The 25,424-nt window shown below is 53.2% G+C and carries 14 protein-coding genes; 3 read left to right on the plus strand and 11 right to left on the minus strand.

The genetic code is table 11. The annotated features are described in order from the left end of the window. Nucleotides 1-364 precede the first annotated feature (364 nt). From bcsC to bcsR, 6 genes are read right to left on the minus strand one after another with little or no spacing between them, the layout of a single operon-like run. Nucleotides 365-3,901 (minus strand): cellulose synthase complex outer membrane protein BcsC, encoded by a 3,537-nt coding sequence (gene bcsC, locus DES37_RS16350; protein ID WP_110026832.1) that lies wholly within the window; start codon nt 3,899-3,901, stop codon nt 365-367. Continuing rightward, nucleotides 3,883-4,992: a cellulose synthase complex periplasmic endoglucanase BcsZ gene (gene bcsZ / locus DES37_RS16355; protein WP_110026834.1), complete on the minus strand. Its 1,110-nt coding sequence runs from the start codon at nt 4,990-4,992 to the stop codon at nt 3,883-3,885. The genes bcsC and bcsZ overlap by 19 nt, the downstream gene beginning before the upstream one ends. Then, complete coding sequence (gene bcsB / locus DES37_RS16360) at nt 4,992-7,340, minus strand: cellulose biosynthesis cyclic di-GMP-binding regulatory protein BcsB (RefSeq protein ID WP_110026836.1); 2,349 nt, start codon at nt 7,338-7,340, stop codon at nt 4,992-4,994. The genes bcsZ and bcsB (DES37_RS16360) overlap by 1 nt, the downstream gene beginning before the upstream one ends. Further along, complete coding sequence (gene bcsA / locus DES37_RS16365) at nt 7,337-9,967, minus strand: UDP-forming cellulose synthase catalytic subunit (protein ID WP_110026837.1); 2,631 nt, start codon at nt 9,965-9,967, stop codon at nt 7,337-7,339. The genes bcsB (DES37_RS16360) and bcsA (DES37_RS16365) overlap by 4 nt, the downstream gene beginning before the upstream one ends. After that, nucleotides 9,967-10,698: a cellulose biosynthesis protein BcsQ gene (bcsQ, locus tag DES37_RS16370; RefSeq protein WP_036107155.1), complete on the minus strand. Its 732-nt coding sequence runs from the start codon at nt 10,696-10,698 to the stop codon at nt 9,967-9,969. Before bcsQ ends, bcsA (DES37_RS16365) begins: the two co-directional genes overlap by 1 nt. Continuing rightward, complete coding sequence (bcsR, locus tag DES37_RS16375) at nt 10,698-10,898, minus strand: cellulose biosynthesis protein BcsR (protein WP_036107152.1); 201 nt, start codon at nt 10,896-10,898, stop codon at nt 10,698-10,700. Before bcsR ends, bcsQ begins: the two co-directional genes overlap by 1 nt. A 169-nt stretch (nt 10,899-11,067) precedes the next feature. Here bcsR and bcsE point away from each other — a divergent pair, with 169 nt between their 5' ends. The 3 genes from bcsE to bcsG are packed head-to-tail and all read left to right on the plus strand — an operon-like array spanning nt 11,068 to nt 14,478. After that, on the plus strand, nt 11,068-12,630 hold the full coding sequence (gene bcsE / locus DES37_RS16380) for a cellulose biosynthesis protein BcsE (protein WP_036107151.1): 1,563 nt from the start codon (nt 11,068-11,070) through the stop codon (nt 12,628-12,630). Further along, nucleotides 12,627-12,824, plus strand: coding sequence for a cellulose biosynthesis protein BcsF (gene bcsF, locus DES37_RS16385; RefSeq protein WP_036107149.1), 198 nt, complete (start codon nt 12,627-12,629; stop codon nt 12,822-12,824). The genes bcsE and bcsF overlap by 4 nt, the downstream gene beginning before the upstream one ends. Then, nucleotides 12,814-14,478, plus strand: coding sequence for a cellulose biosynthesis protein BcsG (gene bcsG, locus DES37_RS16390; protein ID WP_110026838.1), 1,665 nt, complete (start codon nt 12,814-12,816; stop codon nt 14,476-14,478). The genes bcsF and bcsG overlap by 11 nt, the downstream gene beginning before the upstream one ends. Nucleotides 14,479-15,568: 1,090 nt before the next feature. Here bcsG and DES37_RS16400 read toward each other — a convergent pair. Genes DES37_RS16400 through bcsA (DES37_RS16420) form a run of 5 tightly spaced genes read right to left on the minus strand, consistent with a single transcriptional unit; the run spans nt 15,569 to nt 25,413 of the window. Then, nucleotides 15,569-16,570 carry a family 8 glycosyl hydrolase gene (locus DES37_RS16400; protein WP_110026842.1) on the minus strand — a complete coding sequence of 334 codons (1,002 nt, stop codon included), beginning with the start codon at nt 16,568-16,570 and terminating at the stop codon, nt 15,569-15,571. 8 nt (nt 16,571-16,578) lie between these two features. Further along, complete coding sequence (bcsD, locus tag DES37_RS16405) at nt 16,579-17,058, minus strand: cellulose biosynthesis protein BcsD (RefSeq protein WP_036107141.1); 480 nt, start codon at nt 17,056-17,058, stop codon at nt 16,579-16,581. Nucleotides 17,059-17,060: 2 nt separating this feature from the next. Then, nucleotides 17,061-20,897 carry a cellulose biosynthesis protein BcsC gene (locus tag DES37_RS16410; protein WP_110027043.1) on the minus strand — a complete coding sequence of 1,279 codons (3,837 nt, stop codon included), beginning with the start codon at nt 20,895-20,897 and terminating at the stop codon, nt 17,061-17,063. 17 nt (nt 20,898-20,914) lie between these two features. Continuing rightward, nucleotides 20,915-23,290 (minus strand): cellulose biosynthesis cyclic di-GMP-binding regulatory protein BcsB, encoded by a 2,376-nt coding sequence (bcsB, locus tag DES37_RS16415; RefSeq protein ID WP_110026843.1) that lies wholly within the window; start codon nt 23,288-23,290, stop codon nt 20,915-20,917. Continuing rightward, a complete protein-coding gene (gene bcsA / locus DES37_RS16420; RefSeq protein WP_110026845.1) occupies nt 23,287-25,413 on the minus strand; it encodes a UDP-forming cellulose synthase catalytic subunit in 2,127 nt (708 codons plus the stop codon). Before bcsA (DES37_RS16420) ends, bcsB (DES37_RS16415) begins: the two co-directional genes overlap by 4 nt. Nucleotides 25,414-25,424: the final 11 nt, after the last annotated feature.

The following is a 25,424-nucleotide window of genomic DNA, read 5'->3' on the forward strand; positions in this document are numbered from 1 at the left end:
CAGAGCGACGGGAGGCAGGAAGCCGACTCGGAGCGGTACCCGAACAGGCCGCCGGGGTAAGCCGAATGTCCGCGTAGCGGCGATTTTGCCGGCCACAATAGGGGGTGGGGCCAGTGCCCCCTGCGGGCGCCGGGCACAGTGGGTGAGTAAAATCAGTGTGGCTGACACGGCGCGCAATTTGCCCCGAACTAACAGATAACTGGCAGGCAGCCAGCACCGCGTAAAATTAACCCACCGCCTGCGCTAAATAATTCGGGTTGCAGCAAGGCGGCAACGAGGCAAGTTCCCGGGAGCTTACACTGGTAAGTGACCAGGGCGCGCTGAGGCTGCCAACACAGCTGCAGCGCGAAGTATGACGCGCAGGTTACCAGTCAGCATATGGCACTAAAGGCTGTGGCGGCATGTTCATATCGCCTTGCCACCCGGCCAGTGAGTAACGCGCAAAGAGCATTGCGTGGCTTGGGGTGTAATCTTTTGCTTCCTGGATGTCGATACCTAACCCCAGTGACCAGTGAGACGTCAGGCGACGCTCTATAATGGCCCGGGCGGTGTACCCGATACCGTTACTGCTACTGCCACTGATATCGTCATATTTATCTGCATAATTATCGGGGATCAGGCCGCTGATGGGGTAGCGCCGTTGCGAATTGGACTGTGAATGGGACCAGGATACTGAGCCACCCAGTTCCCAGGACCAGTTTTCGGTACGCTGGCGCCAGGTAACAGGCAGGGCAAAAGACACATATTTTTGAGGACTGTAGTAGCCGCCCTGGCCCAGGGTATATGCACTGAGGTCTTTATCGTAATGCCACAGCATATTGGTCAGGCCCACGGTGACCCGGCGATTATCTTCATTGATAAGCTTGTAGTAGTAACCCGTCATCCAGCGTACCCGCCAGTTATCTGCCACATTTTTACCCGTGAGCTGGTCTGCGCTCAGGCTGGACCAGACACCGTTCGCTTCACCCTGATCGTAACTCAGGCTAATGCCGCCACCATTGGCCCGCACACCGCCCCAGGTGACGCCAGTATGTTTTCCACCATTTGAATCAACTGTATTTTTAGCATCCGTTTGCCCGGCAAACGCCAGCAATGAGCTGGATACAGGCCGCCGGTGCGCATCCACGGTATAACCAATAACGCCCACTTTATTGCTGTAACTCAGGCTCCCAACCACATCCACAACCGGGAAGCCCATTGGCGTCGTCCCCAGGTCCATCGCCCAGGTATCATTACGCCAGCCCACAGCTACACTAACCCCGGTCGCAGTCTGGTTACGGCTACCACTACATGGCAGAAGGCTGTCAGCATAACTCAGGTTAGGGTCATTACTGCGGGTATCACAAGTCCCCCAGCGCGGGTCATAGTTACCATTTTCATCGGCCTGGAAACTACCGGCATCCATATGCACCATATCGGTACGGAACAGCATCCGCCCGCCAGATAACGGCGCATCCACTTGCAACATTGTGGTGTGTGCCGTCAGGTCTGAGTACCCCGGCGTACCACTGGAACCCCAATAGTCATAATCCAGCGAGACATTCACATCCTGCTGGCGATAAAGATCCGCCGCATCACTGCGTACACCACGCTTGAGCCAGTCATCACTGGCATTGTTGCGGGTCAGGCGGGTGAAAGTGTCGTTATCCTCAGGCCGGGTTGGCGTTATATCCGCCGCCACCATCGCATCACGCCAGGTATCAAGAGCCTGGCCGGGATCACCATTTTTCGCCTGAGCACGAGCAGCATCACGCAGCACAAGGGCACTGTCTATCGAAGGCGGCAGCGCTTTCGCCTCCGGGATAATCTTTTGCCACAGTGTGCGTGCTTTTGCCGTTTCATCTGTTGCATCCAGCGCTCCAGCCAGGCGGCGTTGGGTATTTAATGATAACGGTGCAGTTTCTTTTGCTTGTTCTACAGCGGTAATTTGTTGATGTGCAGCTGTTTTGTCGCCTTCACTGATAAACAACTCCGCCAGGCCAAGGCGGGCATCCAGGTTATCCGGCTCTTGCTGAATAAGGCCTTCGTAGCGGCGTTGCGCCTGTGCTTTGTCTCCCCTGGCTGCGGCCCACTCAGCCAGAGTCAGCGAAATACGCGGTGAAGGTGTTTGCTGTTCAAGTAAGGCAACCGCCTGTTTTTCCTGGCCGTTATCCCTCAGGCGATTGGCATCGTCCATCACTTTATTGGTGTTCAGCCTGCCTGCCAGTTCATGGATATTGTCTGTCCACTGGCTACGGGGCAGCGTATCAAGATGAGCCAGTGCCGCGCTATCCTGGTTATTGGCGGACAAGTAGAGCCCCATGGCATAAACTTGTTCCGGGTCACTGGGGTGGCGGCGAGCCAGGTTGCGAAACAGCGTATCGGCTTCGTCATGCCTGCCTGCCGCATACAAGTCTTTCGCCAGGCGGTAGGTTACCCAGACACTTTCCGGGTCCATTGCCAGGCGCTGGCGGTGGAGTTCTGCCGCCTGGTTCCACTGCCCCTGCTCTTCCAGAGCCTGAGCACGGTCAGCCAGTTGCTCATCGCGCAGGCTGCGCTCAATATCATCCACGCTTCGGCGTTGTGCCGCAGACAGGCTGTTAAGGAAGGCACTGGCTTTTTCTGGCGACTGGCGACGGTAGATATTCGCCAGGCCACGCACCGCGTTGCTGTTGGCTCTGTCCATACGCAATGCCTGCTGATAATAGCGTTCCGCCAGGGCATCATCTTTACGGGCAACCGCGACATCGCCCAGGCCCAACACGGCATAGCTGTCTGTGTTATCAGTATTGCGTGCCTGCTGGTATTTACGCTGAGCCAGGTCGGTGTTTTGTGCTTTGAGAGCATCATCCCCTTGCTGAATTAACAACCAGTAGCGGTTCATGGAAAGTAACCCTTTCCAGCGGTCACTATTTGGCCCGTCTGGCTCCAGGCGCAGTGCCTGTTCAAAAGACTGAACGGCTCTTGCCCGGTTACCTTTTTGCGACCAGGCTTCCCCCAACGCGCCCATCACTTCGCCATCAGATTGTGGCTGAGCAGCTGCTTTCTGCAATGCGGGTAATGCTTTCGCCGCATCACCACTGCTCACCGCAGCCAGTGCATTGGCACGCTGGCGAAATGCCGGATCAGCCAGTTTTTGCTGCATATCCGCCAGTTGGCTGCGTGCTTTGTCGGCATTGTCACCGTCAGTAAAAATGGAAAGGTAACGTTGCAGCGCCTGAACGGCACTGTTTGATGGAGGAAGTGACGATATTTGGTCGTACCAAAGGCCAGATGCTTCACTGCGGCCATCCCGGGAACGGGCCATTTGCTCCAGTACTTTGAAGCCTTCTTCACGGCGGCCATTAGCGAGTAACAGTTGTGCCAGCTTGCTGCGCAGTTGGGTGCTGGGATACCGCTGATTGAGCGCACTGAGCGCATTGATAGCCTGATTACGCTGTGCCGGGTCGCTGGAAACCACACTCCAGTATTCCACAGCCATATCACCTTGCGGTGGGTGCCCGTTAAACAGTTTTTTATAGGCCGCTATCGCTTCACTGGTTTTGCCAGCTACAGCTAATAGCCGCGCTTCCTGCAATTGCTGGCGCCCTGCGCTGCTGGCCAGCGTCATGCTGTTTACTGCCTGGTAATACACATCTGACCCCGGAGACAACTGCGCCAGCCGGTCCAGATCTTTTTTTGCCGCCGCGCTGTCGCCCCGGCGCAATTCATAGCGCATTTTCGCGGCAACGACTTGAGGGTCGTCCGGCGCGATAAGCTCAAGGCGATAAAGTGACTGGCGAACCAGCTCATCGCGATTGGTCGCTTCGCCAAGCCGTACCTGCTCCAGTAAGTGCTGTTGAGCAGATACTTCAGCCTGAGCCTGAAAGGTCAGTGCCATCCCTAAAGACAGCGCAAGAAAATTTAGTGTGAAGTTGCGCATAACCGCCCCCAAACAGGTGATAACTCACCTTGCGAAGTAAACCGGAAACGGTGCTGATCCCATCCCTGACCGAACAGCGTCAGCACATAACTGTAATAAGCATCTGCGCCTGGAAACGCGGATGCTGTCCGCTGGCGCTGTGCTTCCTGAGCATGGCCGGACAGAAATGGCAGCAGAGCTGCAGAAAAACCGACAGGCCCATTGCCCGAAGGCTTGCCTGTACGGGAGTTAATACTTTCTGGAGGTAACGCGCGCTGCTTCATGATGTCCGCGACCGGTGAAAAATGGGCCAGCAGCTTTTTTTTCCGTGGGTCTTCATCACTCATCATGCCCACCCACAAGTAAACCCGAATGGCGTTATATTCGCTGTTTTCCTTTGGCTCCCCTGCGGGTTGCCAGCCTTTATCGACCACCCAGTCAACCCAGTCCGGCGCGATACCTGCTGGTGAACTCCCCTGCAAAAAAGGCACCATGCTGGCACTCATCGAACGCCATGGCTCGCCATAACGGGCAAAGCGCTGAATCACTTGCGGTGGAAGATAGCTGGGGTTAAGCCGCCAGCGATTATCACTGGTAAAGCCATCGTTACCGGGTAATAACAGAAAACCAAAACCGGGGAGCCAGGCGACTTCATCATCCGCAATACGCCGTAACAAAGCGCTTCCCATTGCCGAAAACCGGGGTTGTTGCCAGAGGCGGCCGGCCTCAAGTAACGCCCAGGCTATCCAGAGATCGGCATCAGATGCGGCATTGCTGTCCAAAACGCCCCAACTGCCATCGTCTTTTTTTCCCCACAACCAGGCTGGCAAATGGCGCGTTAAAGCACCTGCAGAGAGGTTATTTTGTGTCCAGCCCAGTACCTGGTTAAACGTGTCGCGGTCATCAGCAACCAGAGCGAAGAAGAGCGCATAACTTTGCCCTTCAGAAGTGGTAATTTTCCGGGCATCGCTCGGGTCCACGACACGCCCGTCGGCACGAATATAATCTTGCTTAAATTGAGTCCAGGCAGGCCACTCGCAGGCCGCATAAAGCGGCCTGCAGATGAACAATACACTGGCCACCAACAACCCGCAGAATGGCCTGGTGAGCATTATTCGTTATCCGGTTCCAGGCGTTTGCGGCTCACAATGCGCAGCAACCGCCACAACACCCAACCGAGTAACAACACACTGATAGCGGCAAAGATAGCCAGCAAGATCGGGTGGTTCGACAACGCAAACCAAATGCGCTCAAACCAGGGTAAATGCCCGACATAATAGACATCGCCCACACGCAGGCTGTTTACGCCTGATTCCCGAATCACAGCAACGGAGCCAAACATTGCTGCGCGTTTACCACTGTCGTTGAGAGCATTGTTGAGTAACGTGTAGCCGCGTGGGCTGTCTGCCAGCATTGCAACCACACTACGCTGGCTATTAAACGGCGACTGGAAGCCAATAATAGCGGCCATCGGCCCGGGTGATGAGATATCTGTTTTTACATCAGCCGCACGGTCATCTGCGTTGTAGATAAAACCATCCCGGCTATTACGCCGCGGTGTTTTCACCCAGCTTTGGGTTGCTTTGACCAACAAATCGACTTGTTTATCGTCATTGAATTTATCCGGCAAATGGCCAATCAGCAGAATATCGGCATCTGCCTTACTCAGTGTACCGGCATCATCTGTCAGGCTCACATTCACAGCAGGCAAACCGGTTTGTGCACCGACTGTTCCCAGTGCATCAAGCAACGTAGTGACCTGTTCCGGGGTGGGTTTAGCCGGAACAAACACCAACGTTTGCGAGAGATCCGCCATACGGCTGAACGGGAAGCTGGCATTAGCAAATGCCCGTAAATCCGGCATCGCAAGAAAATGGTAGTAATGAGAGAAATCAATGGTGGAATCATCATCAATCACCACACTATTACGCACTGGCTGGAAGGTAATACAGTTATCAACTGAACCACCAGGAATGGGGTTCATGTACTGGAAGTCGAAACGTAACTGGTTGGTCGCACCCAATTTTAAAGCCGGAATAGAGACATCCTGGGAACGATCCAGCAAACCCTGAACAACAGGTAAGCGCAGCAACAACTTACCGCTCTTATCTTTTGGCTCAAAGTTAAAGGCCTGCAGGAACTGGTTATTCAGGCTGATATCCATCCGCGAGCTGTCCTGCATGGGTGGTGCGGTATAACGATATTTCAGATCCATATCGATACCGGTACTGCGCAACAGGTAAAGATCAGGCGGCAGGTTAAGATTGACCGTTACCGGGCCAGGCTCGATCCCGGTCGATTGCAGTTGCTCGTCGTAGGTTTTCAGTTCACCAAATGTGACCGGGCTGTCCGTGCGCACCCAGTTAGGCGCGTCATAAGGTTTGCGTGGTAGCAAAGGCGTTACACCGTCTACCACCACATGTTCGCCACGGAACAGCAGGTTACCTTGCGCAATAGCTTTCGCCGCCATTAACAAGTCTTTATCGTCACGGCCAAACACCACCAGCAGTTTCACATAAGGGTTATCCGGGTGGTTGACCATTTCAATTACTGGCGCATTCACTGGCGGGTGCTCTTTCAGGAAATCCGGCCGGTCTTTATTGGTGGCAAACACAATCGCATTTCTGTCAGGCAACGCGTTATACAGCACCGGGAAGTTATTTCCCCGCCAGCCAGCGCGTGAACCAAACCAGCTGGCGATAATCCCGGCAGCCTGCTGCTGGTCTATGTCTGGCGCATGTGAAAATACCATTGGCAAGTTCAGCGGGCGGCTGTCCCGTGGGTCAAAGAATGGGACCGGGAAATGTGACAGATCATTCTGCACAGCCAGTTTTTGGAAAGTCAGATCAAGGTAGCTGCTTCTGGCAACATCCAGCCACAAGGTGGTATTCGCCGGGTTTTCACACACATCACGGTAATGGCCAATGAATTCAAGGCGTACCCGGTTAAAATCAGTAATAAACAACGGGTCGACAGGCACAACAGCCTGGGTCTTTTTACCAAGCTGCTCTTTAGTGATGGGCAAAACGTCCATCAGTTCATCATTCAGGTACACCTTCACCTGTGACTGAACCGGAATCAGCGACGGAGATGGGGTGTATTCAAGGTGTAACATCGCCTTGTTCACCACTTCGTCGCTACGCATACCAAACTCGACAGAACCATCAGGGCTGACGCCACGTAACACCATGCTGCCCGGAGGCGGTGCAATACGGGCAAAATCCAGTTTGACTTCTCGCGTTGGCGCATTAACTGCAACAACTGGCGCACCGGCATGATCAACACCAGGCTCAACCACGCCCATGGTTTCCGGCTGGCCGGCATTTCCCGGTACGGCTTGTGCGCTATCTTCAATACCTGCCTGAACCTGAGCTTCACCTGGAGCCGCCAGCGCGGTGAACCCGGGTAACATCCCTATTCCGACGGCCACTGCATATAGCCACGATAGTTTTCTTTTCATCGCATTGTCATCATTGTTGAGCCAGCAGAGTCCTGACGCGCGTCCTCATTTACCGCGTCGGGGCGACGTGGAATAAACGACACAATCCAGTCAACCAGCGTAGTTACAGAACGAAATACCACCTTCATGCCTGACGGAGTAAATTCCGCCAAATGCCTGTACCCGCGAAACCCCAGTTTGAGGATATCCAGCAGGCTTTCCATTGGCTTATCTTGAGGAAAACTGTCCTGCCAGAGGGCCCAGGTATCAGCACGGGCAAATGTGCATTGAATAAAATCGATATGTTGTTGTGTTGACAGGTCACTGAGTTGTATCCCCAGTTCCTGGCCATTCACCCGCACCACTCGAGCCGGGAAGAAAAACTCCTGGTCACCGCGGTTAAGTAACAGGTTCACTTTTTGGTCCTGCAAAAATGCCGCCGTTCCTTGCAAGTGAATACCTAACCCACCACCGGAATAGTCGCGTACAGTACAGGCGAATAAGTGGCCGTCATCCCGGGCGACAGCAGCCGGCATGGCAATCTCAACACGATGCGCCCGGCGGACCTGTTTACTTTCCACCGACACCGCAACAGCACCACCCAGAATAATCAGGTTGTAGAATACCCATGCGAGGCTGACTACCACGGTCAGTACCTCATGGTCAGGGCCATAGAACATGCGCCAGATCCCAACAGCCACACCCAACAGGTTAACCATCACTAACCAGAGATAAGGCCGGGTAATCACCCAGTCCACATACTCTTCTTCCACCAGCCCACCTTTGGCGGTAACGTTGAACTTCCCTTTATGCGGGTTAATCAGTGCCACCACCGTTGGCGGCGCAATATACCAGGCCAGAACGGTTTCATAGATTTCGCTCCAGAAAGAGTGGCGATACTTCCCCTGGATGCGGGAGTTGGTCAGGCTGGCATGCACCATATGAGGCAGAACAAAGAGCGCAATCATCAGCGCAGGCGCGAAAATGATATAGGCATGAAATAGCAGGAAGGCCAGCGGCGCTGTCAGGAAGATTAACCTCGGGATGCCCGATAAGAAGTGCAACATAGCATTGGCATAGCATAACCGTTGCGCCAGTTTCAGGCCTTTACCAAACAACGGGTTATCCATACGGAAAATTTGGATCATCCCCCGCGCCCAGCGAATACGTTGCCCAATATGCGCGGATAAACTTTCTGTCGCCAGGCCAGCCGCCTGCGGAATACGCATATACGCGGAGGTATAACCCCGGCGGTGCAGGCGCAGTGAGGTGTGCGCATCTTCCGTTACCGTTTCAACAGCAATGCCCCCAATTTCATCCAGTGGCCCACGGCGAATCACCGCACAGGAACCACAGAAGAACGTTGCATCCCACATATCATTGCCATCCTGCACCAGCCCGTAGAATAACGTGCCTTCATTTGGCGTTTTACGGAAACGGCCCAGGTTACGTTCAAAGGGGTCCGGGGAGAAGAAGTGGTGCGGAGTCTGCATCATGGCCAGTTTCTTGTCTTTAAAGAACCAGCCGACTGTCAGTTGCAGGAAAGAACGGGTTGGCACATGGTCACAGTCAAAAATTGCCACAAAGTCGCCTTTGGCATACTTCAGCGCATTGTTGATGTTCCCTGCTTTAGCATGTTCATGTGACGTACGGGCAATGTATCTCACACCCACTTTCTGAGCAAAAGCCCGGAACGATTCCCGCCCGCCGTCATCCAGAATCCAAATATTGAGTTTATCTTTCGGCCAGTCTATGCCCAAAGCAGCGTAAATAGTGCCTTCGACTACGTTTAAGTCTTCGTTATAGGTGGGGACAAAAATATCCACCACCGGCCACTGGCTTTGATCTTCGGGTAAAGGAACCGGGTGGCGATTAAGCGGCCAGGCAATCTGGAAATACCCCATAACCAGAACGACCCAGGCATAGGTTTCGGCAAACAGCAAAATCAGGCCGAACATCAGGCTTAATGGGTCGTTCCAGTTCAGTGTTGAGGTATAACGCCACCAAATGTAACGGCAGGAGACTGTCAACGACAGCACAATCAGCATCAGTGACGGAAAGCGCCCCGGAATACGCCTTACCACTAAAGCGATACCCCAAAGCAATAATAAAAAGACAAACTGAGCCAGTGGGGTAAAGGGCTGGGTAATGCACAGAATCGACAGTGTCAAAGAAAATAGCACCACCACACCCAGCACAAGGCGGCGGATCCGTGACGAGACATGGCGTAGCTCACGGCGCTGCTGCTGGCTTTCAGCCCGGGCTTTTACTCTGCCAGGTAATGCTGTTAACCAGTCATGGTAGTCTTTACGCCAGGCCGCAGCCCGGCTCAGATATTTCTGCACAGCCAGCCCTGACAGATCCCCGGGCACCAACACCACTAACCAACAACCCTGGATCAGGATACGAATAACATCCAGTGGGCCAGGTTTATCCGGGTTAACCTGAGGGAACCAAAGACGAAAGTTGCTGCGTACCCTTTGCCAGTTGGCGTTTTCCAGTGGTAAAAAACACCAGGCCAGGCACAACCAGATACACCCAACAACCGCACTAAAAAGGGATGTGCGGTGTGCGCGATAATGGCGATACTGCGCACTCAATGCACCTGCCACAGGCGTGGTTAAGACACAGCGTAACAGGCGGCTCATCAGGCACTCCCGGCAAAATTCAGCAGGCACCAGTTCGCCAGGGTGTTTAACTCTTCGGTAATAAGTGCTTCCTGGCGGTATTCGCCCACTGGCTGCTTGGCGCCCAGGGTTTCACCCATCGCTTCATCCCGATGCAGAACCATCGGAACCAGCGCCAACTGGCTTTTGAGCCACATCTGCCAAATGTCGTCCTGTATCTGGCTGGCAACCAGTAAGTTATTCACCAAAATATGTGAGCCACTGGGAACCGCCTGCTGATGCAGGCGAACATGGCAATTCATTTCCGGGTTAACAACGACCAGGTGGTGATTAACGCGCGCAGTCAGCGCTTCAGTGAAAGGTGTCTCTGAGGCGGGTAAATCCAGCAAAATCCAGCGCCATGCATTCTGGCTTACCAGACTGTCAATCATTTGCCCGGCAGCCTGTGCATAGCCGGGTTGTGCGGCCAGTTGTTGTTGCTCTTCACGAGACAACTGCCCGAACGGCAATATATCCAGATGCGAAGTGTAACGCCAGGCGGTTTCTGCCCATTCGCTTTTATCCAGTAACGCGCGAGCCCAACCACCCGGGCGGGTGAATTCAACATTGAAAAACAGGCGCAGCATATTGTCTGGTGAACAATCAATCACCAGAACAGATTCTTCAAGTTGTTGTAGCGCCCAGGCAAGCCCTGTTGTCACAGAAGTTGTCCCCACGCCGCCACGCAATCCTTGTAAGCCAATAATGGCCATCAAACACTCCCGGTTTGTTTCGCTAATTCCGCAAGCAAAGGCCAGCGTTTGATTGCTGCCGCTAAACGTTCCATTTGGGAAATATCGGCATAATCGAATTCAGGTAATGAAAAAGTCTTACATAATGACTGAATATCATTTTGAAACGCATTAACCTGGTACTTTTCTTTTGCCTCACGACTTTGTTCGTCTGGACACATTTTTTGTATTCCCCGACTGAATTCTCTGGAAAACGCGTAAGATAATGACCACAGAGACACATTGAATTACAATGCTAAATCTGATGCCGTTTATTTTCAATGTTAGGTTTATTTTCAGGCCTGCGCTAGTACACTCTGAAAGTAGCCACTTCGATTCAAGAGAGACGCCATGGAATCACTATTTTCATTTGGCATACATGCACTTTGGGATGAGTTGCAACAAATGACCACGGGTGGAATCTGGTGGGTAAATACTGACCAGGCTGAAGATGCGCAACTTCTTGCCAACAGCACCCTTGCAGCACAGAGTAATCAAGCTCTTGCGGCGGTTATCACTATGGGTGAAAACGCATCGTCGGGTATTGAATTAGATCAACTTCACGGTCCTGAAAAAATCCAGTTATTCAGCATGCCGGTAAATAAGAATAGTCTATACTCTTTGTCTTCCGACCTGCTTTGCTCAGTCATTCCTGATAATTACTTATTCATTTTCCTTGCAAAGGAAGGGTTCTGGCGGAGTATTTCTGGCGATGCCATTAAACAATGGCTGGCCAATATGAAGCGTTGGGTCAAAACGAATAACTGTGCACTGCTTATCATTAATCCGGACAATAATTCAGATAAAGCCACCTCGTTACTCTCTAATCAACATCAAAGCCTTTCCGGAATTGCATCAGTTCGCCAGGAACAAGGAGAATATATTCTTGATGTCACTTTCTGGCTAAACAAGATGGGTGTCAGCGCCCGGCAACGTATTGCGTTGAATAAAGGTGAAAAGGCCTGGTCAGTAAAAATTACCGAGAAACATGAGCCTCAACTACGTAGCGATGAACGGCAAATTCTGAGCCATAGTGCAGTTCTGGAAGGTGCCCCTATATTATCTGAATACTGGTCACTGTTTGCTGACAACGAAGCTGTATTCACTGAGGCCCGCCAGCACCACGCCGCCACGGCTATCTTTGCTCTGGAAAACAACCAGCAAATTGACCACCTGGCAAGCTGTATTCATACGCTGCGCAAACAACGCGGAAGTGTGATAAAGCTCATTGTCCGGGAAACCCGCCCGGGTTTGCGTGCCACCGATGAGCGCCTGTTAATGGCCTGTGGCGCAAATATTATTGTGCCTTATAACGCGCCTCTGTCGCGCTGTCTGAACATGATAGAAAGTGTTCAGGGGCAGTTTTTTACCCGTGACGTGCCCGACGATATTTCATTACTGACTGCGAGCCTGCGCCCACTCAACCTGCGTGGTTTCCAGCCATGGGATAAATTCTGCGACGCCGTAAAATCAGCACTGAATAACCCCATGGCACCCAAAGACAGTAAAGGTGTACTGGTCGCCCTGCGCCCGGTGCCGGGGTTGCGGGTTGAGCAACTACTGACACTGTGCAAGACAAACCGTATGGGCGATTTTGTGACACTGGGCAACAACCGGCTGATGCTGTTTTTATCGTATTGCCGTATCAATGATCTGGAAATTGCCCTGCGCCATATTTTCCCGTTACCCGTGGGCGATATTATCTCCAACCGTGTGGTTTGGTTCGAAGATAACGACATTGCCGCAGAACTGACACAAATGCGCACTATCCCGGAAACCGACTGGCAGTCACCGATTTCACCTCAGGACAATACACCTTCGCCAGTCAACGCCGAGCACTCTGGCCGCGTGTGGCGGCGGGTCCCTGTGCCACTCGCCCTGTTACAGCCCGGCGCGGAGGGCCAGAACCCATGATGAGTCTTGCCGATATTTTTCAATTAATTGTGCTGTGCGCCATCATTTTTCTGCCGCTGGGCTACAGTGCCAGGCGCTGGTTACCTGTTCTTCATTTACGCGTGCGCCAAATTTTAGGCAAACCGCGTTACGTAAAACCTGTTGGGGTTTTACGCCGTAATGCACCTGTCAGGGCAGACAAACATGACAAATAAAACACCATCGTCCTCTTTTTCATCTTACTGGAAAGCCTGGCGCGGGCCGGGAGCATGGAACTTCTATTTTTTAGTTAAATTTGGCCTGCTGTGGGCGGGTTACCTGAATTTCCATGAGCTAAAAAACCTGGCATTTCTTGTTTTTTTATTGCTGCCCATAACATCTGACCGCCTGCACCGCATCCGCCAGTGGGTAGCCATTCCCATTGGGTTTGGTTTGTTCTGGCACGACACCTGGCTACCTGGCCCGGAAAGCATCCTTAGCCAGGGTTCACAAGTCGCGGGGTTCAGCGCTGATTACATTCTGGACCTGGTCACGCGCTTTATTAACTGGGATATGGTTGGTGCAGTTTTCGTGCTCTTTGTAGGCTGGCTTTTCCTCTCGCAGTGGATTCGTGTCACCGTGTTTGTGGTGCTGGCAATGGTGTGGCTGAATGTTCTGAACATTGCCGGCCCGGCTATTTCTCTGTTACCGGCAACCGCCGCGAATACCGCCACAGCACCTGCTGCTGGTTCAGCCAGCGCGCCAGCTTCGGGAGCGCCTGTGTTAAGTGGCGATATTCCGGTACAAACAGCCCCTGCAAACTCTGCCAATATTAACGACTGGCTCAACACGTTTTATAGCAGTGAAGCAAAACGTAAAACGCCTTTCCCGGAGTCTTTGCCTGAAGGTTCGGAGCCTTTCCAGGTGTTGGTTATCAATATTTGTTCACTGGCGTGGACCGATATTGAAGAGACAGGGCTTGCTTCTCATCCGCTGTGGTCGCATTTCGATATTCTGTTTAAGAACTTTAATTCAGCTACTTCATACAGTGGTCCGGCAGCGATTCGCCTGTTGCGGGCCAGTTGCGGGCAGAGTTCCCACAAGAATCTGTACCAACCGGCAGGTGAACAATGCTACCTGTTTGATAACCTGGCGAAACTGGGTTTCCCAATGCACCTGATGCTTGACCACAATGGTCAATTTGGTGGTTTCCTGAAAGAAGTTCAGGAAAATGGCGGGGTTTCTGTTCCGTTGATGGACCAAAGCAAACTGCCGGTCAACCTGCTTTCTTTTGATAATTCGCCCATTTACGATGACACGGCCGTGCTGGAACGTTGGATGAATACCGTTCCAGGCAATGAGCGCAACGCCACCTTCTTTAACCTGCTGCCATTGCATGACGGAAACCATTACCCTGGCAACAGCAAAACCGCAGACTATAAGCTCCGTGCTCAGAAACTGTTTGATGAACTGGATGCGTTTCTCACCCAACTGGAGAAATCAAACCGCCGGGTAATGGTTGTTGTTGTGCCTGAGCATGGCGCAGCGCTTAAAGGCGATAAAATGCAGGTGTCCGGCCTGCGTGATATTCCCAGCCCGTCTATCACTCATGTTCCGGTAGGCGTGAAATTTATTGGTATGAAGGACCCACATCAGGGTGCGCCAATTGAAATCAACAGCCCCAGTAGCTATCTGGCTATATCCGAACTGGTCGTGCGCTCGTTAGATGGCAAAAACTTTGTTGCCGACCATGTTGACTGGAATGCACTGACCAGTGGTTTGCCACAAACTGCGCCGGTATCTGAAAACGCGAATGCGGTTGTGGTTGAGTACCAGAATAAGCCATGGGTCAGGTTGAATAGTGGGGATTGGGTGCCTTATCCGCAGTAAGTGGTGAAGGTTCCGTTCACTTGCAGTGTGGTTGTTTCCGTTCACCTGAAGTGATGTGGTTAATGTGGCTTCACAGCCAGTGAACGGGCTAAAGGGGGCTCGCCCCCTTTGCAATCCCCGTTTTCGCGGGCGACCGGTGCAGTGTGATACGCTCACCGGGTGTGGTTATTTCTGTTCACTTTTCACTGGGTCAGTGTGGTGAAAGTTCCGTTCACTTGAAGTGATGTGGTTAATGTGGCTTCACAGCCTGTGAACGTGTTAAGGGGCCCGCCCCTTAACAATCCGGTTTTTCGCGGGCGACCGGTGCTGCGCACTACGTTCACCTCCGGGCAGTCAGCCTGCGGCCGGCTCGACTCGGCATCCCTGCCTCGGTTCGCCTTATTCCGCCGTCCGGGCGGAATAACCTTGTCTTCCTTTCTCCGGTTCACCGGTCTTACGCGACACAGACCTCGCTGCAAGTAGCGGGGTTTTTTGTGTTGTGCTGAGTGGCTGTAAGTTCTGTATCTGGTCTGTCTTTTTGATGTTTTTTGCTGAGATATTACAGGCAGGTGTGGGGTGTGGCCTCTAAATCGTTGAGGCGTGCCTGGCGGGCCGGGGCTGCCTGCAGGACGCAGGCAGAGCGACGGGAGGCAGGATGCCGACTCGGAGCGGTACCCGAACAGGCCGCCGGGGTAAGCCGAATGTCCGCGAAGCGGCGATTTTGCCGGCCACGAAAGGGGGTGCAGGGGGCCAGTGCCCCCTGCGGGCGCCGGGCGCTGGTGGTGAGAGAAAGCAGTGTTGCTGACACGGCGCGCAACTGGCTCTGTACTGACAGATTACTGTTACTGCGGTGACTGTTGTGTTCACTTTTCACTGTGTCAGTGTGGCGGTTTCCGTTCACTTGCAGTGATGCGCTCAATGCGGCTTCACAGCCTGTGAACGGGCCTCGCTGCAAGTGGCGGGTTATTTGTGTTGTGCTGAGTGGCTGTAAATCCTGTGCCTGGTATGTCTTTTTGATGTTTTTTGCTGAGGGATTACAAACAGGGGTTGAGTGGTATCTGAATCATTAAAACGTGCCCGGCTGTGCGGGCACGTAAACTGGCTGCGGTGGCTACATCCCTTGCGCGGCCATTGCAGACAGCAATTTCAGGCTGGCAGAGTAATAATCATCCTGACTGGTGACTTTCGTTTCCATACTGGTAAGGGTTCCCATTGTCAGGTCACGTACTGCCAGCAATCCACCCTGCATATTGTAGGGAGCTTGCTGGTTATCATTCACATTCACCCAGGCAGGGGTATGCAGACGGTCGAAACGGCCAAACCAGGTACGCCAGGGCATCAGTAACGCACTGTCAGGCTGGTCCCAGCCAATGTAAACCGGGATACGTATAGCATCGTAGCTCATACGTGCAGGCCACTGTTTGGCAGGCTCCATTCGCCCATCGGCATACAGTGAAACCCAGTCCGTTGGCAGGTTAGCTTCACCCCAACCCATTTTTTTCAGCAGACTTTGCCCATCATTAATAAGCTGTGTCCACACCGCCAGATGGCTGCGTTTAGCAAATGCGCGCCAGGCCGGGAACACGAAGTAAGACGGGTTCAGGTTGACATAACTATTGAGGTTAAAGCCGCTGGCACCGGGCAGCATGATTTTCTTGCCGGCAAAATCAATAACGGTGTGCTTTATCACTGCGTTGGTAATGGCATCTGACGCCTTGAAATAGGCAGGGTCGCCCCATTTTTCTCCGGCCTTAAGCAAGGCCCAGGCAATCAATACATCACCATCAGAGGCGTCGTTTTTATCTTCAACCGGGTCGGGTGCTACCGGATTATAACGCCAGTAAAACAACCCGTTTTTCGGGTTCTTCAGGTGTGTGTTGGTCCAGGTCCACATTTTATCGAAACTTTCCCGGTCATTTCCTGCCAACGCAAACAGCATACCGAACCCCTGGCCTTCGGTATGGCTCACATTATTATTTCCGGTATCAATGATTCGACCATCTGCCATTAAAAAACGCGCTTTAAAATGCCCCCAGTCCACATCGGCGTGTGCGAACGAAGACATCACCAGTGACGCCATCAGCGCCACCAGTGCCAAACCCCGTTGTAACATAGTTTTCCTTAAAAGCGTCCCTGATAACGGAACTGAACATCGGTCAATGACCAGGACTGGTCACGCCACAGGGCTACACTGTCTTTGCCACCCTGCTGGCGCATCCAGCTCGCATATACGCCTTCCATCATAGCGCAAAATGCGTTACACCATCTGTTCTGTTCACGGCCATTACGTGCAACCGGCAATGCCTGGTGGCGGATAACCATCGCGTTATCCTCCACATCGATATCCACAATACCCCAGTTAAACTGCGCCAGCCGGTTGTTGATATGCGCTTCCAGCTCACCAATGGTCTCTGCTTCAGGCAGGGGGAATGCCTGCCCAAAAGAGATACCCATCTGTGTCAGGAAAGGATGGCTGTCTTTCTCGCCAACATTACGCACCATGCCATCGACCATAATGGTCAGCATGTCGAACCACCCGGCCGGAGTCTGTTGTTGCTGGAAATACCCCAGCACAGCAGGATTCTGCTCATTTAACGCCATTGTTAACGGTCTCCCAACATATAGCGGAACCACACCTGTGCGGTGCTTTCGTTGTAATCGCCAAAGGTGTCGTAACCCACACGCCCACCGACAGTCATATCTTTGTTGATGTTGTAGTCGACACCAGCGTGCAGGTTGTAGCCCATACCATTTTGGCTCTTACCGCCGTAGTACGCTTCCTTCGCCTGCCCTGCGGCCACGTAACTTTCCAGTTGGGACTGCAAGTCCGGGTCATTCGGGAAGTATGCGCTATCATCCTGGCTGTAGGACTGGTAGCCCAATGCGGCCCCAACAGACATTTTCCAGTTGCTGAACCGCTGGGTATAATCCACAGGGAAAGAAACACTTATATAGTTTTGTGGGCTGAAATACCCACCCTGGCCATAGGTGTAGTAACTCAGGTTTTTGGAGAAATCCATGTACCCGATACTGATCCCAGTTTTCAGCTCGCGGTCGTCTGCCCGCAATGGCCGCAAGTAGAAACCGGCAGAACCTTCAACACTGGTGTTACTGGCTACATTGGTACCAATATAGCTCCAGCCACCGCCGCCGAAATAGAAGCCTACATCGCCGTCATCGTAGCTCAGTTGTACCGTGCCACCATTTTTAGTGACCTGCCCCCAGCGCTTACCCGAATATTTATCCTGCGCCCCAACATAAGACAGCAGGCTGTCTGTCATGGCACGGCGTTCACCTTTAAAGATAACTTTCAGGTAATCAGTCAGTTGTGGCGACCACTGAATACCACCGACCACAGTGTTCAGGTCCGGGCCCAGCGGTGTGGTTCCCACATCCAGCTTGTAGCTATCGCCGCTCAGCGCCATCCCGACTTCAACACCGGAATCACTCTGCGAGCCCTGAGAGGCCACATCTGGCAGGGTATCTCCGGCAAGGGACGATGTCCCATTCGCTTTGGCAACCTGGCCCTGAATTAACGCGCCAGTACCAAAGCGGCGGCTGGCATCAACAGATGAGCTACCCGCATCCAGCGAGACCGGAGTCACGTTCAAATCAAGGCGTGCATCGCCAAAAGGCACCGTAGACCACTGAAGCGGTGCTTTCACTTCCGTCAGTTTGCTCAGGCCACTTTCACCATCACGACCACGAACGGCCAGGTCACCCTGCACCCAGGTTGACGTTTTATCATCAAGCTGTTGCATCATTTCATCGACTTGCCGCAGCGTACTGCTTTGCGCTGATTCCACTGGCAAATCAGGGCGCACAGTGTTCACAGGCGCAGTCTGCGGATTGCGCCCCATCTGGGCAACCTGCCATGGCATGGCTGAACCAGACTGTGAGGCCGAGGTGTTGGCATAAGAGGTTGGTGAAGACCCGTTAAACGGATTATCCGCCAGCACCAGCCCGCCAATCATTGGCGATGTTGACGTAGTACCTGGCTGCAGGCCCACCAATTGCCCGCGGGCATTGCGCAGGTAGGCCAGTGCTTGTTGGTGGTTACCTTCGGCTTCAGACAACCGGGCCATTAACAACAATCTGTCAGGTGTTTGCGTATCGCGTAACCCACTTGCCAGGGAACGAGCCTTTTTAACATCGCCACTGCTCAGCGCTACATCGATGGCACCAACACGCGCATCCTGCTGCGGGGTATCTCTGGTCATCAGGTAGTCATAGACCACACCCGCTTCTTTGTTCATTTTGCCCGACTGGTATAACCGCGCCATGGCAAACATCAGGTCGGTATTTTGAGGATCCTGCTGCATGGCACGGATCAGCTTGTCATATGCCGCCGCGTAATTGCCCTGCTCACGCAGTTTATCGGCTTCATTGATAACGTAGCCATTACGGATCCCGGCCAGTTGCGTTGGTGTACTGTTCGCCTGCAGTTCAGGGTTGGATAACAGTGTTTGCGCTTCACTACGCAAACCCGCCTGGTTTAACACCGCCACCTGGTCTGCATAATCGCCGGCATTGCCTTTAACACCCTGGGCAATGTTACTGCGCACAACCGCGACTGCCGAGGTCATGTCCCCACTTTGTGCCATCAGGCGCGCCAGTTTCCCGGCATCTGCCGGGCTGTCCGGCACCTGGCCCGACAGCGCTTTCAGTGTGTTGGCAGCGGCCACCTGGTTACCGGAAGCCAGGTAACTTTCTGCGGTCGCCATTTGCAGGTTAAAATTCGCCCTTTGCGACAAATCCCGCATCTCACGGTTACGCGCAGAAGCCGGAACACGCCCGATTAACGTTTGCACCTGTTGCCAGGCTCCCTGATCACTGGCAAATAGCGCGGCAGCATACAGAGATTCGGTACCTGAGCCTGCCCGGTATAACGGCGCCATCACGTCGCTGGCGGCGGCATTATTCCCTTGCTTGTTCAGAATCCGGGCCAGGTCAAGCCGCAACCAGGGGTTAGACGGCAGGCGGTTGATACCCTGGCGCAAAACAGAAATAGCTTGTGTGGTATCGCCCCGGGCCAGTGCCTGCTGAGCCTGGCGGCGAATCGGATCCGCGGGTGAACCATACCCACCTTTTGGCTGCAGTTTCGCCTGGAGTGATGCAGGCAGGCTTTGCAGCATGGCCTGCGCTTCATCGGTTTTATTCTGATCACGCAGAACGTAATAGAGATTTTCTCTGGCAGATGCATTGCCCGGGTCGCTGGTCAGAATATCCCGCAACGTTTGCTCAGCCTGCGCATAATCTTTGGTACGGCGTAAAACATCGGCACGGAACAGCTTCGCTGCCAGACCTTTGTCTCCGCTCTGTTGTGCCAGAGGCGCACTCAGAGACAGCGCCTGGGCGGTATTACCCTGTTTGAACGCCTGCTGCGCTTCTGCAAGTTGCCCATAAAACGCGGCATCTTCCCCTTGTTTCTGGCGCTCTGCAGAAGCATCTCCGCCTTGTTCAGCGGCCCGTTTCAGGTATTGCGATGCAGCCTGGTAATCCCCTTTTCGCTGGGCAATATAGCCCATCCCGGCCAGAGCATCGGCATCCGTCGGGTTGGCCTGCAGCACTTTTTCGAACTGGCTTTGCGCAGAGGCCAGGTTACCGCTGTTCAAATCAGTAAAGCCAGCACCTTTCGCCGCACCGCCCACATTTTTGCGGTAATAGGCCAGCACATCGGCGTCTTTCGGGTGGCGCTGCATCCAGGTTTGATAATAATGCTCGTCGCCGGACTTTGGCCCCAGCCACAACAGCGCCTGGCGCAGGCTGCTGTCGGCATCTTTGTTGCCACTGGCCATTTCTTCCAGCAAATCAATCCCGTCACGGCGTGTGTCATCACGGTAGGTCAGCACCTTACCCAGTGCTACACGAGCAGCGTTATCCTGCGGGTGTTCGGCCGTTAACTGGCGCAACCCGGAGAGCGCCTGCGGATACAGGGATTTATCCCCGGCCATCGTCAGGTAATACTCTGGAGCAAGGCTCGCGGGCGGCTCATTGCCATTAAATAAGCCGCGCCAGGTAGATAACGCCGCAGAAATATTGCCACTGCGCGCTTGCTGGCGAGCTAATGCCAGTTGCCCCTGAGGGACTTGCTGCAACTGGCGGGCATTATCCAGAGACTGGAGCTGTGGTGCCGCCGGGTCGGCTTTCGCCAACCGGGCACGCCATTGCGCAGATTCTTTCAGGTTACCGTTTTGTTGGGACCATAATGCCATCAGGTACAGTGCCTGAGTGTTGTTGGCATCCACCATCAACACTTTACGCAGCGACTGCATTGCCAGCTCATCATGGGATTTTTCATGCCAGTAATTGGCCTGGTCAAACAAGGCCTTTAGCGCCGGGCTGTCGGCATCCGCCTGCGCCTGCCCCACCGCCATACCAAGGCTTAATACCCCGGACAGGCAGACAGTCGATAGCACCTGGGCTGTTTTATGATTCATTTTTTTACCCACTGTTTTCACGAATCAGACTCCGGATTAAGACGGTTACGAGCACGGCGTTTCAGTGCGCTGTACAGCGCAAGTCCCACCAACATACTCAGAATCACCCCCAAAATAGCCAGCATGGCGCTGTGCTGGTTGGCGTACCAGATAATCCTCATATACCAGGGTAACTGGCCGCTTGGGAACTGAGGCCCGACACGGAAACTGCGCACACCGTTTTCATCGGTAATCACTGCCGCATCCCCACGAATGGCGGCGTTGATTTTTGCCGACATCAAATCAGTATGCAGGCGGGAAAGCTGGTCATCGTTGCTGCCAATCGCCATCACGACAACCCGCTGGTCATTCCACGGGGAGCGATAACTAACAAACCCACGCCAGGCTTCGTTTGATGAAAAATAGCGGTCAGCTTCCAGGCCATTCAGATTCCAGTTGCCTTCCACCCAGCGCTTAATTTTTTGCCAGCGAGAAGGTTCACGCACACCAAGCGTGTGGTCACTGGTGACAAAGGGCGAATCGGCCAAAACTGCGCGGTTAAAAGCTTCCTCACCCAGAGTGGAAACGGCCAGAATATCCCGGGAATCAAGCCAGGCTTTATTGGCCCCACCTTCCGGCAGGCCAAACAGCACCCGGTTATTGTTCAGCGCTGTTCCTGTCGCGTTACCTGAACGGGCAGCCAGATCCAGCAGTGTTGCAATTTGCGCGTCACCCGGGTGAGCCGGAAGCAATAACGCCGTTTGTGAATAATCCGCCAGGCGAGTGAACGGGAAGGATGCACCAACAAAATAAGAGAGATTGGGCAACTGCGCGAAGTGGCGCGTATGGCTCAAATCAATCCATGAATCTTCGTCGATACGGCTCTTGATATTGTTGTTTAACAACACACCACAAGGCGCACTGGCTTTCGGGGTGATATTAAAATAGAGCGATAACTGGTTATCCCCATAAATCATATAAGGTTCCAGCGGAATATCAGCCCGCTCCTGGCGTGCGTCTCCACCCAGCTTGTGCCACAAGCTTTCCAGGATCCCCTGCTTGTTAACTGGCAGGTTATGCAGGAACGTGTTGTTAAACGTCAGGTTCAGGTAAGACTTGTCTTCATCAATCCAGTTTTCTGACGGGAAACGGTAGCTAATACGCATCGGAATGGTATCGCCATCCCACAGGAATAGATCCGGTGCCGCACGGAAAGCCACCCGCAACACATCATGCCAAATGCCGGTAACGGTCATGCTCTGATCTTTACGAATCAGCTCACTCAGGCGTACAGGGCGGTCGGTGGTTATCCAGCGTGGCGCATCATAAGGCTTGCTGACCGGAATAGCCTGGGGTTTGACTGCCAGAGATGCCGTTTGCGGTTTAAATTGCCCACGAGTCAGGCGCCAGGCGGCAGCCCGCAACTGGTTATCATCTTTCCCCACAACCAATAACAGTTTGTAAACCGGGTTGCCCGGGTTATCGATAATTTGCAGCAGAGGGCCGTTGCTTTGTGGCAGTTGCACCCCGGCGATAATATCCCCCGGTGCGCCAATCAGAATGCCATTTTTCTCTGGCAGTGAATTGGTCTGCACATCAAAAGAAACCCCACGATAATCTGCCTGAATACCCATCCAGGAGGCAATCAATGCCGCCGCACTCACTTCATCCGGGGTAAATTTCTCCGGAAAAGCAATGGAGATAGAAGCCGGTGTCATCTGCATTGTATCGAAGAAGGGACGCGGGAAATGGCTTAAATCCGAGCCAATATTCAGTTGTTGCCCTTCCAGCTCCAGGCGTGTGGTCGGCAATATCGTCACCTGATATTTGTCCGTCAGTTCACGCTGGCATAACAATGCATCGCCATCATTGATTTTAAAGCTAAGGTTATTACTGGATACCACCAGAGCAGCCGGAACGTCCATCTGGTAAGTCGTATCATCTGATTGCGCTGAGCCCAACGGCACCGTACCCAGTGGCTGCCCGTTCATCATCAGTTGCAGCGTCGTGTTGCGTGCAGCCAGTGCAGGCGAAACTTTCAGGTTGAGAACCAATTGTGCCGTGGTAACCACTTCGTCGCTGGGAAGCGTAAAGTTAATCCCGGCCTGCAACTGCCCGCCACTCAAAGCCAGCCCCAGAGGCTGCCCCATTTGTGCCAGCGTAATATTGCTGACAGTCGCCTGTGTTATGCTGCTCGCAGCCATATCCGGTGCGTCTGCCGGTGTTGGTGCAGGCAAATCCAGTGGCAGAGTACCCGCATCAGAAGCCGGTGCATCTGTGATTCCTGAGTCAACCAGTGCTGAAGCGCCCTCTGTTTGCGTGGGTTCAGAGGAGGCAGCTGGCTGTTCAGCCGCACGCAACGAACCCGACAGCGCCACACACAGTGAAAGCGCATACCATCGCATCCATTTCATACTGCGCTCTCCTCCTCATGATCCGCCATTCTCGCCAGTTTCTTTTCCCGGCGTATTTTTTGGCGGTCTTTCCATGTCAACCAGAACAAATCAAAGACACAACGGGCAATGGTCGCCAGGGAACGGAAAGGGTTATCCTGTGGTTTCGGCGGCTGTACCCAGGCATCAGCACGGGAAAGCACCACCCGCACCAGCTCACGGCGGCGCGATAAAGGAATGTCATCAAACATGAGGCGAATATCGTTATCCTGGTGGTCTTCAGACGAAATCATGTGCACCGGAATACTTATTGCACCAGAATTCAACTGCAGTTCCACTTCTTCTATTTCGTCATTCAGATGGCGGTCATCCGGCGCCACAAGGCGGCAACCGCCCATAGAAAGGTCTCGGGTTTCAGTTCGGGAAGAGACCCCACTGGCATAGTGAATAACTGCGGGAATAGCCACATCCAGGCGAATCGTTTTACGGGTTTGGCGTGTTTCACGCGCAACAGCTATCGCCCCCATCAGGAAGAACAGGCTGTATAACCCCCACCCGACGTTCAGAGCGATAACGTTCGGATCCACGGCAAAGTAGTTAAATGCCACAGCACGTACAATGCCTGCTACGACGGCAATCGCCAGCAAAATCGCCACAATTACGTGAGGGCGAACAATGCTGAAATCGAAATAACCGACGTTCAACAACCCGCCTTTGTCCGTTACGTTAAATTTGCCTCGTTTGGGGAAAATCATGGTAATCATCGTGGGCAAGGCAATATGGAACGCCAGCACCAGGTCGTATATTTCACCCCAGAAGCTGTAACGGAAGCGGCCATTCAGACGCGAACTGACAAAAATAGAAATCAGCAAATGCGGCAGCGCATAGGCAAAAATCAGGCTGGCTGAAGAGTGAATAATATTCAGGTTAAACAGTAAGTAAGCCAGTGGCGCGGTTAGAAACGCAATACGTGGCAGCGCGAACTGGAAGTAGAGCATCGCACTCAAATAGCACAGCCGTTGTTGCCACTGCAGCCCGCGGCCCCACAACGGGTTATCTACCCGAAAAATCTGCGTCATACCACGCGCCCAGCGAGTACGCTGAATCACATGCAGAACCAGGCGTTCAGTTGCCAGCCCGGCGGCCAGAGGAATTCCCAGAAACGCCGATTTCCAGCCCAGGCGCTGCATTTTCAGCGCAGTGTGAGCATCTTCAGTTACGGTCTCAACGGCGAACCCACCAATTTCTTCCAACGCGCTGCGGCGGATAACCGCACAAGAGCCACAGAAGAATGTCGCATTCCAGTTATCGTTACCTTTCTGAATTGGGCCATAAAATAACGACCCCTCGTTGGGGATATTCAGGCCGCGTGACAAGTTACGCTCAAAGGGATCCGGGGAGTAAAAATAGTGTGGCGTCTGTAACAGCGCCAGTTTCGGGTCCTGCAGGAATGAACCCACTGTTGCCTGCAAAAATACACGGGTGGCGACGTGGTCACAGTCAAATACGCAAATCAACTCACCATTGGTCAGTTTCATTGCATGGTTCAGGTTACCTGCTTTGGCATGGGCGTTATTGGTACGAGTGATATAGCCCACACCGACATCTGCCGCAAACACCGCAAACTCACTACGCTTCCCATCATCCAGTAAATAGATTTTGATTTTATCTTTAGGATAATCAAGGCATTGTGCAGCAAGAACGGTATCACGCACGACTTCCAGGCTTTCATTGTACGTAGGCACATAGACATCAACCGTCGGCCACAGCGATTCATCTTCTGGCAACGGCACAATTTTGCGCTCAAGGGGGAACATAGTTTGCAAATAGCTGAGCAGCAGCATCACCCAGGTATAAAGCTCAGCCAGGAACAGGCCAATCCCTAAGATGGCTTCAATTTCAGAATTAAAATGCAATGTTTGCGTCGCACGGAAATAGATATAACGGGTAGACATCAAAATCGATGCCAGCACCAGTACAATTGAAATACCGCGCTTCTTACTAAACCATCCTAAAACAAACAGGCACGCCATACTGATCAGGCCAAAGATATACTGCTTCTGGCTATCCATAGGCGTAATAATGATCAGTACCGCTACTGGTGCCAGCACAAGTAGCAGCAGATAAAACTGGAGCTTTTTCATGGCAAATTCCG

This window comes from Mangrovibacter plantisponsor (assembly GCF_003182475.1).
GTDB lineage: Bacteria > Pseudomonadota > Gammaproteobacteria > Enterobacterales > Enterobacteriaceae > Mangrovibacter > Mangrovibacter plantisponsor.